At 57.9% G+C, this 11,705-nt stretch carries 12 protein-coding genes, 1 tRNA gene and 2 pseudogenes; 11 read left to right on the forward strand and 4 right to left on the reverse strand.

Going from position 1 to position 11,705, the window contains the following annotated elements; genetic code table 11:
- On the reverse strand, positions 1 to 601 hold a 601-nt coding region (locus V6584_RS00570), incomplete at its 3' end, for an RCC1 domain-containing protein (RefSeq protein ID WP_422678580.1).
- Positions 602 to 1,376: 775 nt separating this feature from the next.
- On the opposite strand from V6584_RS00570, the gene V6584_RS00575 reads away from it, so the two are divergent.
- A complete protein-coding gene (locus V6584_RS00575) occupies positions 1,377 to 1,592 on the forward strand; it encodes a hypothetical protein (RefSeq protein WP_340468523.1) in 216 nt (71 codons plus the stop codon).
- The gene (locus tag V6584_RS00580; protein ID WP_340468524.1) at positions 1,589 to 1,813 is read left to right on the forward strand and encodes a site-specific integrase; all 225 of its coding nucleotides are present in this window, start codon (positions 1,589 to 1,591) and stop codon (positions 1,811 to 1,813) included. Before V6584_RS00575 ends, V6584_RS00580 begins: the two co-directional genes overlap by 4 nt.
- Before the next feature lie 57 nt (positions 1,814 to 1,870).
- Here V6584_RS00580 and V6584_RS00585 read toward each other — a convergent pair whose 3' ends face one another.
- Positions 1,871 to 2,833, reverse strand: a complete 963-nt coding sequence (locus tag V6584_RS00585) for a hypothetical protein (protein WP_340468525.1) — start codon at positions 2,831 to 2,833, stop codon at positions 1,871 to 1,873.
- Between the two features lie 443 nt (positions 2,834 to 3,276).
- Here V6584_RS00585 and V6584_RS00590 point away from each other — a divergent pair, with 443 nt between their 5' ends.
- The 7 genes from V6584_RS00590 (at position 3,277) to V6584_RS00620 (ending at position 8,648) form a co-directional block, all read left to right on the forward strand.
- Positions 3,277 to 3,666 carry a hypothetical protein gene (locus tag V6584_RS00590; protein ID WP_340468526.1) on the forward strand — a complete coding sequence of 130 codons (390 nt, stop codon included), beginning with the start codon at positions 3,277 to 3,279 and terminating at the stop codon, positions 3,664 to 3,666.
- Entirely contained in the window at positions 3,663 to 3,851 is a 189-nt protein-coding gene (locus tag V6584_RS00595; RefSeq protein WP_340468527.1) for an antitoxin VbhA family protein, read from the forward strand. Before V6584_RS00590 ends, V6584_RS00595 begins: the two co-directional genes overlap by 4 nt.
- Entirely contained in the window at positions 3,848 to 4,597 is a 750-nt protein-coding gene (locus tag V6584_RS00600; protein WP_340468528.1) for a Fic/DOC family protein, read from the forward strand. The genes V6584_RS00595 and V6584_RS00600 overlap by 4 nt, the downstream gene beginning before the upstream one ends.
- Before the next feature lie 201 nt (positions 4,598 to 4,798).
- Positions 4,799 to 5,122, forward strand: coding sequence for a hypothetical protein (locus tag V6584_RS00605; protein ID WP_340468529.1), 324 nt, complete (start codon positions 4,799 to 4,801; stop codon positions 5,120 to 5,122).
- A 132-nt stretch (positions 5,123 to 5,254) separates the two neighbouring features.
- Positions 5,255 to 6,010, forward strand: a complete 756-nt coding sequence (locus V6584_RS00610; RefSeq protein WP_340468530.1) for a hypothetical protein — start codon at positions 5,255 to 5,257, stop codon at positions 6,008 to 6,010.
- 300 nt (positions 6,011 to 6,310) lie between these two features.
- Positions 6,311 to 7,549 (forward strand): GmrSD restriction endonuclease domain-containing protein, encoded by a 1,239-nt coding sequence (locus tag V6584_RS00615; protein ID WP_340468531.1) that lies wholly within the window; start codon positions 6,311 to 6,313, stop codon positions 7,547 to 7,549.
- Between the two features lie 751 nt (positions 7,550 to 8,300).
- Complete coding sequence (locus V6584_RS00620) at positions 8,301 to 8,648, forward strand: ribbon-helix-helix domain-containing protein (protein WP_340469794.1); 348 nt, start codon at positions 8,301 to 8,303, stop codon at positions 8,646 to 8,648.
- 108 nt (positions 8,649 to 8,756) lie between these two features.
- Here the strand turns inward: V6584_RS00620 and V6584_RS00625 are convergent.
- A pseudogene (locus tag V6584_RS00625) lies at positions 8,757 to 8,924 on the reverse strand (helix-turn-helix domain-containing protein); the annotation flags it as partial.
- A 143-nt stretch (positions 8,925 to 9,067) separates the two neighbouring features.
- On the opposite strand from V6584_RS00625, the pseudogene V6584_RS07925 reads away from it, so the two are divergent.
- Positions 9,068 to 9,292 (forward strand): annotated as a pseudogene (locus V6584_RS07925) (helix-turn-helix domain-containing protein); the annotation flags it as partial.
- A gap of 154 nt (positions 9,293 to 9,446) precedes the next feature.
- Here the strand turns inward: V6584_RS07925 and V6584_RS00630 are convergent.
- Positions 9,447 to 9,519, reverse strand: a tRNA-Lys gene (locus V6584_RS00630).
- A 455-nt stretch (positions 9,520 to 9,974) separates the two neighbouring features.
- Here V6584_RS00630 and V6584_RS00635 point away from each other — a divergent pair.
- A partial coding sequence (locus V6584_RS00635) for a glycoside hydrolase family 2 protein (protein ID WP_422678581.1) occupies positions 9,975 to 11,705 on the forward strand: 1,731 nt, incomplete at its 3' end.

The following is an 11,705-nucleotide window of genomic DNA, read 5'->3' on the forward strand; positions in this document are numbered from 1 at the left end:
GTCCCAACGCATCGAAGCTGTTGTCGCCCCAGCTATAGAGGTTTCCGTCCGATCCGATGGCCATGGAGTGGTAGTTGCCTGCGCTGGCCTGGATCCACTTGTCGACGCCGGCGGGTTTGGCCACCATGCCGGGATTGTTGTCCTGCTTACTGCTGCCGGTGTCGCGTCCCAGCTGGCCGTATTTGTTTTCGCCCCAGGTGTAGAGGTTTCCGTCCGATCCGATGGCCATGGAGTGATAGTTGCCTGCGCTGGCCCGGATCCACTTGTCGACGCCTGCGGGTTTGGCCACGATGCCGGGCCGGTCAGCTGGGGTGGTGTCTGTGTCGCGTCCCAGCTGGGCATAGTGGTTGTCGCCCCAGCTATAGAGGTTGCCGTCGGAGCCTACCGCCAGGGAATGGTTGCCTCCTGCGCCGACCTGGGTGAAGTGGTTGTCTGCAACTGGTGGGGTGATGGTGATGTCGGTGCCGCCTGCGCTGGGCCCATGGTCGGGGTCAATGGACCACTCCCGACCGGCGGTGCTTGTCTGCGGGGACGAGGTGGCGGACGTTGATGTGGATGTGCCCGTGTCTGCGCCGGCTATGCCGGCGCTGGTCAGGCCCAAGCCAATCAGTAGAAGGACTGCCGTCAATGGACGACAGGCGTGGGTGAGACGATGCATAGACTACGAATCCCTTCCTCTTGTGAATGTACGTACCACTGTGTGCGCGGCTCCGCCTCCCCCCCGCAACGGGCGATGCACAGATGCATACCGCGGAGAAACACAACGGAAACACAACAGAATAAAATCTTATACAATCACTCGGACACCGATTCCAATGGTCAAGAGGACTGCGGGCCGTGACCGCTCCATATCCGTCTGCCCTGTGTGGTGGAAACCTGACCAAACCAGCCGGCTTCTCCGGTGCCGATGACTCCGGGCATTCCACCAGACCGGCTTCCCGGGAAGAGTGGTGGGGAATTCCGCAGTGGCCCGAACGCACGGCCATGGTCACTGGGGGGAACATGTGCGGTGCGGGTCAACCGGTTGAAGGTGGTGCCGCATCAGGGAACCTCATGTCATCCATGTGTCACTGACGCTTATGGCACATGGGGCCAATGACCATGGCGAAACCACGTCCTGGCAAGTGCCGCCGGGAAAGGTGAATGCCAGCGGAACTTGCACTCCGGAGGCCAGTAGGGTTCTGGTCCTTCATCAAGCGACCAAGATCGTTGACCGTTCAAAGGACGGTGAACTTAGAACAGTCACTTTAGCATTATGCATGCGGCCCCTCGTCGCCGCGAATTTGGTAACCACTGGATGACATGGGAGATTCTCGATAGTGTACCCCCACGTTTTTGTAGTAAACAGCTTTGAATAAGCTGAAGGGGGACGTAACGTGTCTGAGAACGGTATTGAGCGGGATGATGCGGACGACTCTTCAGTCTCCTTACAGTCTGGAGTGGCCACCCACATTTCCAAACGGGAAGATACGGGTGGCTACGGCATTGAATATGTCAACGTCCCCGTCTCCCTGAGAGACTACCTGCATGACGCAGACAGAGGGAAACCGCAAATCGCGATACACGACAGCTTAATGGAGCAATTCAAATGAAGGATCTGTCCGGCATGAGCCTGCTGGTGCATGGCAAGGGCGGCAGGGACCGGATGGTGCCCCTGGGCGACGGGTTGGCCGGTGATCTGTCGGCGCTTCCCAAGGGTTACGTTTTCCCGTTCTTCACGGCGGGCATGTCTGTTCCTACAGGGTGTATGCCCTGGTCCAGGTATCTTATGTTCCGTAAACGTGCCGACACCGTCCTGAAGAAAGCGGCATAGCCTGTCTGTGCGTCCAGACCGACCGCCCCGACCGGGCACACTCCTCGCATCTCTTCTTCAGCCAATCCCGCAGGAACCATCAGGATTGCAACCATGGTTTCCAATCGGCTTCTGGTTATTCATCCAGTCTCGCCAGGAGTCATCTCCCCCGTTGTTCTGAACTGGGGCCTGTTTCCTGGGGGGATTGACGTTCTGCCTACGCGGGGGAAGTGACGGGTTCCTGTAGACCCGCCCACGGCCGTAGCCCTGCCGGCGGGGTTGGGTGGCGTACCCTCGTGAACCGCCCTGGGAAGGGTCGTCCGCCTTCGCCTCGGCTGCCGCCTTGTCAGCGTCCGCCTTGGCCTGCATGGACGCTTTCACCGCGTCCATGGCCCTGCCCAGGGCGTCCGATTCCTTCCTGTAGTCGGCGGGCTTGCCGGAGGACAGCCTGCCGGCCTTCCCGATTTCCTCGCCCAGGGCGTCGCGCGTGGCCGGGTCGGCCACCTTCCCGTCCGAATCCGCCAAGAGCTTGGACGCCTCGTCCTTTCTTGAGGACAGGGCCTTCTTCGCCTCATCCAGGGTCTTCGCATCACGCGATGCCGTCACGGCGGCAGCCGCCGACTCCACGCGCTTGGATCCCGCGAGGTAGAGGGCTTCGTTCTTCCGCGCCTGCTCGGCCGAATCCCGCAATTCTTGGGTCGTCATGCCCGACCGGCACGAAACGGAGGCTACGTCGGGGTCTTTCACGGCCTCATGCAGCGATTTCACCGTCCCGGCCGTCTTGACCTGGGCCTCCGTGACCGCCATGACATCCTCCTGCTGGCTTACGGTCTTCCTGAACGATGCGGACGAAGCGGTCATGGCCTTCACCGCCTGGGAGCAATCGGCCTCGGCGCGCCCATGCGCCTTGGACTCAGACACCTTCCACACCACGGCCGCCGCGATGGCGGCCGCCGCGATGACTGCCGCCAGGCAGGTCGCCGTCACCTTCAGCGCCCGGGACAGGCCACGGGGTTCTGGGGCATCTCCTTCAGACTCCATGCTTCCTTCTCCCATCTTTTTTGAAAGGTCCCGTACCGGATGGACCATCCTCTGTTGCATCGGAAGCCCGGGTGCACACCCGGGAGCCGACAAGTGCGAGGATGCCGCCACATGGCGGGATAACCCGGACGCCGACCCTCCTTTGACGGGAAGCCGCAGCACACGGCCGTCCGGCTCCTGTTGCCGGTGCATCCCTGAATCATTCGCACCATCCCCTGTTGCTACAAGACGGGGCATACTCATCATCCAGCATAACCGGGCCGCCATGCTACAACGAATCGCATGCACAACATCCCCCGGCTCGACCGGGATTTTCCTGCCCCGTTGTCCCATCAACGATTCTGTCGGCAACTGATACGGTTGATGTCATGGCTGGACCGAGTCGACGGCAATCCGTGTTCGAATATGTTGTGAATATGGTACGTGTCGTAAACTGCTTCTTGATGAAGGTCAGCGGATGGGCCGCCACTGACAAGGTAGCGATGTGTCTTGTCAATTCGTGGCTGAGGGAATCGGGTGAGGTGGCCGGCGTGAAAAAGCTGGCCGCCTATTTGGGCTGCTCGTACCAGACCGTGTACCGGATGCTTAAATACGAAGGGCACCCATTGACACTGGCACAGTTCGAAGCCGTATGTCAGTACTTCAAGAAAGACCCGATGACAGAGAGCTTGAAGGTCTTCAGCAAAACCAATGCCCCCACCGTCGCAACCGACGACGCGACCCGGACGGATGAAATCTCCCGGTGGACAAGAAGGCAACTGCAAAAAGTGGAATTGGCGGACGACGTGCTCCGTGTCGTCAGGAAATACGGTAAGGAGGCTGACAGGGCATGATCAGCAAGGAAGAAAGCGAAGCCAGGGCTCGCGCGGCACGTGAGGCCATCCATTCCACAGAGTTGGAAGGCGGATACGTCACGGAAGCGTTCCGCGCCGACGTCCAGGACTACATCGACGGCAAGATCGACGCGGCCGGGCTCGCGACCCGTACCAGGGCAAGGTATGGAGCGGACCGGTCATGAACGATCAGCGGGACCCGTATCTCATCCCGGGAACGGACGTGTTCAGGAACAAACTGGGCATCACTGACGGAAGGACGTTGGCGACGGCCGAATACGAACTGAGCACGGCGCGGACCATCGAAATCCTGGGAGACCCCCGGTTCAAGGCCGAAGGCACCGTGGAACAGCTCCAACGCATCCACCGCCATCTCTTCCAGGACGTGTACGACTGGGCCGGACAGATCCGGACCGTGGACATCCACAAAAGCGGGGGAGTGCCATTCCAGCCCATCGAACTCTTCCGCGAAGGCGCCAGATACGCCGAAGAGACCCTGCGCGGGGACCACATGCTCACAGGGATGGACCATGACACTTTCATCAGGCGCCTGTCCATCAATTACGACGACTTCAACGTCCTGCACCCGTTCCGCGAAGGCAACGGAAGGACCCAACGGGTCTTCTGGACATCGATCGCCAGACAGGCCGGGTGGGAGATTGACTGGACCCGGGCCACGAAAGAGCAGATCGCCGACACGTCGAAGGCCGCCATGATGACCGGCAACAGAAGGCCCCTGGAAAACATGTTCGACCAGATAACCGCGCGGCACCGAAACAGCGTCCGGACAAGGAGGGCCACAGGGCCACCCCCCTCCATCGGCGGCCTCGAGCCACCGCAGCACGGGCGGTTCCCGGATTCCGCGCTTGGGAGCATGAGCCCCGGGCCCGGCGCGCAAGGACCCGACATGGGCATGGGCATGGACAGGTGAGGCCAGGCCTGCGGAACCAGCCCCGCAAGGGTCGAGCCAAGCACCCGAACCCAATAATCGCGTAGACTTGGCACATGAATACTTGTGATCTTGTCGTCGCTGTGGATGTGTTAACCGCTAGACAACGTTGAACGTTCTAGGCAACATTCCAGTTCTTCGCATAACTATATAAGCTCTAAACAATATTGGAGGGAGCGTATTTTGTCTGGGAACAGTATTGAGCGGAACAGCGATGAAGACTTCTCGGTTACTTTGCAGCATGGAATAACGGCCCGCTTTTCTAAGCAGGAGAATACGGGTGACTACGAAGTCACATACGAGAACGTTCCCGTATTCCTCAGAGGATACTTGCATGATGCGACCATAGGAAGAACTCAACTTGCAGTTCCCGATTACAAGATAGAACAATTCAATGCACGTCTGATTAAACTGATCAATGAGATTTTTACTCCGGAAACCACTAGAGAAGAGTTAATCGAATCCGCTATTCAGGATATTAACAACGCCGTGAAAGAAGCCGAATAGCGGATTCGATGAACATACGACTAGCGACGGCGGGGAATCAAATCCTGTTCGGATTGAAGCGGGCAAGGTAATCGTTGCAACACAGCGGTAAAACCTCAGCAATGACGGAGGCGAAGGAATGGATACACATTGATGATGCGTTGGCTGATAATGGGTCTGAGCGTCATTCTGATAGTTATGATGGCATCCGCCTTTTCTGCGCGGTCCCGGGATTCGGAACTCTACACAGAAGTAGATGGTCAACATTTATGGAGATTCATACAGGATTGGGTAGGGAATGCTCAAAAGTGGGTGAAAGTCGCCCGAGTCGTGCTGCTTATTACCATGCTTCTTTCCCTTGTTTTCTTAACAGCTATACTCGTCTTAACCTTAGTTTTGGTATTCCGAAACCATTCGAATGTTTGGACAGGATTGCTCAATGTCATGTTTGTCTTATTAGCGGCTTTCGAGTGTGTTATGCTCGGTACCCAACGCGATAAGGCACGCAATGATTATTCTCTCTGGATTTATGCCTGGTTCTTAATGGCAACCAGTGTGTTATCCGCTGCGGCATCATCTATATATTTCGAGGGAGAATCAGGTTATTGTCCTAGAGCTGCACTGATACCTGGTGGTCTGATTCTACTGACCGCAGTGATAACCTCCATTAACCTGCTGCTATATATCCACGATCTTTGGAGAGGTGCCAGTGTTGAATCCTTGCGATGGTTCAAGCGAACCGCGATCTTCGAGGTGATTACTGTGGCCTTCGTATTCGCAGTGCTTTGGCAGCCATTCCTAGAGGGATATGCTGATTTCCACATGTCTCTCGAGGTGTTCTTCACCATTGCCGTCTGGGAATATTTGAAGCATCTTTGGGATGAACGAATCATGCCCGCACAGCGATAGGACACCTTAGTCGGTACGGCAGCAGATTTATGGTCATAGGTGACATGATTAAAGATGATAGGTGCGACTTCGACGCTTATGTTGCGGACATACGGTTCCTGATTGCGCTCAGTGATTGAGGCAGATAGGCGTGGAGGAGTGGTTGCGGGCCTGCACCGGTCTTTCTGCTCCGCCACGCCATGCCCCCTAATGCCGTAGGCGCGAATGATGCCCATAGGCTATCTTCCGATAGAGAAGCCTAGGTCCTAAACAAAAAGCTATGATAAACTAACAATACTGCTTAGGACCTAGGAGGATGAGATGATTTATGACAGACTAAACATGCAACCGACCGTGAAGACCGTTGGCGGCGTTGTGGGCGACATGCAGAATGTGAAAACGGGAGGACTCGACATCTCGCCTGAGTACCAACGCGACTACATCTGGTCCAACGAGTTCAAGGACCAGCTAATACTGAGCATCATCCTGAACTATCCGATTGGCAACATTGTGATTAACAACCTCGACCATCCCAACGGAAGGAACGCGCGACAGGAGCTGGTGGACGGTAAACAAAGACTGACCACTATCATGCGCTTTAAAGAAGGTAGGGACGCGGACAGGTGGCTCGAAGACGAGGATACATGGTGCAAGCTCAGCAAGAAGAATTCGGAACGGGCCAAGGAGATCATCGGAAAAATCATCGGCGACAACGACCACGAGGGAATCGAACGTATGAACAAGGTTAGCCGTTTAGGCTACAACGACCTACCTGAGAGTATCGGCAGGAACTTCGACAACTATAACATTTCGGTGTACACGATGCAGGCCGCCAACGCAGAGCAGATCCGTGACTACTTCAAGGTCCTGCAGAACCAGGAGAAGCTCAAGGCCGGAGAAATCATTAATGCTCTTCCTCCCAGTTCCGTGAGTCCCTATTTCAAAGCGGCCAAGGTCGACGACTTCCTTCATGCTATCGGCTGCAATTACCACCGCGGTGAGTTCGAGAAGCTGTACTATTCCATGCTCGGCCTTTGGTTCGGCAAAATGCAGATTAACACCGCCGACAAAACTGTCGTCAACTTCGTCGAGAACTTGGGTGATCTCACGGACGATCAGAAAAACACCGTCGAAGAACTGAACAGGGGCATCAACAGAATCGCTTCCTTGGACTATGTCGTCCCGCAACGCAGAACGAATAGGCGAACCATCAAGCTCCTGCTTGGCATCGCCCTGGAACGGCCGGAGTACTTCGCCGATGACGATGCCCGGCTGACGAACGTATGGAGGGTGTGCGATCTTGCAGGTAAGCTAGCGGCCTTCAACTCAAGCGATTCGGACAGGGTGCGGTTTACTAGGTACTTCAATGACGAGTACACGAGCAACCCCGGTGAATTCGAAAAGGAAAGGGAACCCATGTACCGGCAGATTTTCTCCGCAGCGTCGCGTGGCACGTCGAAGGGCGACTTCCAAAAAGCCATCCGTACCATGCTCGCAATGTTCACCATGCCGTTTGACGCGGCTCACGAATGGTACACCCAGAATATGGATACGGTATGAGACATTGATGACAATCACACCAAGATCTTGCCATGGACGAAGCGGCCGCGTTGCGCGAGGGATAAGGCGCCTGGGTTCAGGGACCCTGAGACTGCCCGCTGGTCTGGTGGAGATCATGGTCGACGAGGGTGCGTAGGTACTCGCTGCTGTTGGACAGGTGTAGGCTGGCAATCCGGTCGTTCATCGCTTCGACGCTCTGCTCCGTGAAGCGTGCGTGCACGGTTACCGACGGCCCGCGCATTGTCTCTCCGACAGCGGCGGTCGGCCCACCTCCAGCCTGAAGGCGTCATTGTCGTTGCAGTCTCCGGTAAGCGCTCCGTAGCGCGCGGAACTCGCCCGCGGCCCGATTGCCGATGCTGTTGAGTTTGATGGTGATGGTCATTATTCGTCCGTGCTGTAGCTGATGGTGTGGCCGTCGCGGTCGTAATGGACTCCGTTGCGTTTGGAGCTACACAGCGCCATATTTGGTAATACCATATTGGTGTGGCCATCAGATTTCGTGAGAGTGCCGGCAAGCACAGCTACGCCGAAGATGACGCATTCAACGTCATTGCCCATCATTGTCAGGTCAAGAGGGGATTCGACCGGTCGAGTGCGGCACGAAAGGCGGATCCGACCCGTGGGTGGGACTGTCCGTGGACGGCAGCCCCATCGAGGTGATGACCTACATCAATCCGCCCCATGACGTGGTGGTCTTCCACTGCATGCAGCTGAGGGACAAATTCAGACGACTCATGGAAGGAGAGACGCGATGAGCAAGCTCGACGAACGCGACCTGGCCGACCTGACCGCTTGGGCCGAATCCGATGGGCCCGTCGAAGACGGGTTCGCGCTGAGCGACGAGAAGGCCGGGAGACTGACCGACCGGACGATGCGCATGGCCGGCAGACCGGCCCTGGATTCACGCAAGGCCACCGGGGAAGGGCGCAGCCCCCGTCGGCAGGTGAGGCTCCCCAGGGCACTGAACGACGAACTCTACCGTTTCGCCAGGGCAACAGACACTACACCCAGCGAGGTCATACGCGACGCCTTGGGCGAGTATCTTGGACGCCGCGGCGATCCGGAGAAAACCTACAGGTCGATTCCCTCCGGCAGGTGACCGCCGAGGAGATGGCGGACAGGTTCGGCGTCGGTCGCGCAAACTGGCTCCGGACTGCAATCCGGAGCCTTTTGGCACCTCCATCTCCTGTGCCGTCTGAGGCAGGTTGATAACAAAGTCGGCCGAAAGGCCGTACTCCTCATTGATCTTCAGCAAATCGTTTTGTTGCCAGGGGATGATGCCATTGATTTTGTTACTGACATTGGCAGTCGTTTGGCCAAGCATGACTGCCAGCGAGGAGTAAGGTATCCCCCGCGCTTTAAGCCAGCGCTTCATGTTGGATATGCGGCCTCCCAAAGTTAATGTTACCTGACAATTATATCTTAGCGTTAAGTTTGACTTAACGCAAATCTCTGGGGTAGACTTATTTCAGAGTTAAAATGTATGGTCAGGAGATATTAATGAGCTCACAAGTGCTAATGCCCGCTTTTACAGGACAATCGGACCATGCCGACTACGAAGACAGCGTGCTGCGCTACAACATAAAAGCACTTCTGGCCAAATCGAAAGACGTCACGCAAACATCACTGGCAAAAAGATTCGGTATAACAACGGCCGGTATGTCTCAGAAAATCAATAAACCTGGAAGGGTCACCGTCAGGGATGCTGTAATCATTGCCGATGAATTGGGCGTGACGCTCGATGAACTGTTGGATGATCGAGCAATGGTCGAAGAAATAGAACGTCGGAGACGAGAGGCAAGTCTGCTGATGGACCTTAGCCGCCGTCTACAGGGTGATAAAGGCAAAGTGAACAACCCGGCAAGCCCCAAGTTCTTCGTTGAACCCGAAGGACTTGTGCCCCCCGTGGGATTCGAACCCACAACCCACGACTTAAAAGGACGCTGCTCTAACCGTTGAGCTAGAGGGGCAACACCGCACAGTATACCTCATGCCCTGCCGACGGCACATTGCCGCGGCCTGTCCGGCAATCTACCGGTTCAGGACGGCTGGGATGCGTGAATCAATGGTGTCTGCCGGATTCGTCTCCCACACGGGGCAGTCCGTTTCGGCCAAATGTCCGAGGGGCGTGGAGGGAAGGTCACAATTGAATCCGCATAGGGAGCGTACTCTCCATGACTGGAGACAGGAGACAGGAGACAGGAGACAGGAGACAGGAGAGGTCAACGTGATATTCAGCACCCTCCTGTGCAGCGCCATGGCCGCCTTCCCCTCCCTCCCCTTGCGAAAACTCCAGGGCCTGCTGTTCGGCCCGCCCCTTTGCTAGGGTTGTGCACGAAGATACCGCGTTGAATGACCACCACGGGACTTCGGGGGAAGATTGAAGCCTCTGCCGACGGAGCGCAAGACAAGGAAGACGAGCACCATGCTTATACATCACCCATCCACATTCATCCCTTTGAACGGGGACTGGATCATGACCGCCCTCAATCCGCAGGCGGCACCGGAAGGACTCCGTGACCGCCTGACCGACGGGGTCCCGGCCCGGGTGCCGGGGGAGGCGACCATGGATCTTCTCCGGGCCGGCCTGATCGGCGACCCCTTCGACGGGGACAACGAGCAGGCGCAGCAGTGGATAGGGGATGTGGATTGGCGGTTCACCTGCCGGTTCGACTGGCATGACGACGGGTCCCAGCGTCACGACCTGGTGGCCTACGGCCTGGACACGGTCGCAGCACTGGAACTCAACGGCCGACCAGTGGGTGGCACCCAGAACTCTTACCGCTCCTACCGGTGGGATGTGAGGGACCTCCTCCAGGATGGGGAAAACACCCTGACCGTCTCCTTTACCTCCCCCGTCCGGGAGGGTGAGAGGCGGCAGGGGATCCTTGGCTACTACCCCCATGACAGCCATCCATTCAACCAGTTGCGGAAGGCGGCTTCGTCCTTCGGCTGGGACTGGGGCATAGATGTGGCCAATGCCGGCATCTGGCAGCCCATCGGAATCGATTCCTGGTCCGGGGTCAGAATCGCACAGGTCCGTCCCCTGGTGGATGTCACCGATGAAGGCGAGGGCCTGCTCACCGTGGACGTGGACCTGGAACGGGCCGGCGGCCGGGGAAGGTCCGGTATCGATGAGACGGCGGCCGCCGGGGGTCGGTCGGGTGAGATTCCCGTGCGGGTGCGTCTGAGTGGCAACGATGTTGACATCGAGGCGGTGTCCAGGCTCCGGGCGGGAGCCGACACGGTCCGTCTGGTCCTCAAGGTGCCGGACGTGAAACTCTGGTGGCCCCTGGGTTACGGTGACCACCCCCTCTACAGGGTGGACGTCGAAGCCGGGCAGGGGTGCGGCGGTGAGGACGTAACCCGTCCGCAGGCCACGTGGTCCGGTCGTGTGGGCTTCCGCACGGTCAGCGTCGATACGGCTGCCGACGAGGACGGCCGTCCCTTCCGTCTTTCCGTCAACGGGGTCCCGGTTCATGCCCGTGGCTACAACTGGATTCCCGACGATGCCTTCATCACCCGTATGGACCATGCCCGCTACCAGCGTCGCATTCAGGACCTGGTGGAGTCCAACTCCAACATGGTCCGTGTCTGGGGAGGCGGCTATTACGAGTCGGACGACTTCTACGACCTGGCTGACGAGAACGGGATCATGGTCTGGCAGGACTTCATGTTCGCCTGTGCCGCTTACCCGGAGGATCCCGGGAACAAGTCCGAGATCGAGGCGGAGGCGAGGGAGCAGATCGGCCGGCTATCCCCCCACCCCAGCCTGGTCGTGTGGAACGGGTCGAACGAGAACTATACGGCCTACGCGGACTGGGGCGGGTTCAAGAACGCCCTGGCGGACCCCTCGGCTGAACCCAATGAGTACGGTTACGGGGAGCGTCCCTGGGGAGATGGTTACTATTCCGACCTCTTCCCCCGCCTCTTCGCCAAGCTGGACCCGACCAGGGTCTACCTGCCCAGCTCCCCGATGAGTTTCACAAAGTACACCTCGCCCAACAAGGACAACGACGGGACCGTGCACATCTGGGATGTATGGAACAGCAAGGACTACAAGGCCTACCGGAATTATCGGCCCCGCTTCGCCGACGAGTTCGGCTACCAGGCCCCCCCGGCCTGGAGCACCCTGACCCGGGTGGTCCACGACAGC

The organism is Bifidobacterium favimelis (assembly GCF_037963085.1).
GTDB lineage: Bacteria > Actinomycetota > Actinomycetes > Actinomycetales > Bifidobacteriaceae > Bombiscardovia > Bombiscardovia favimelis.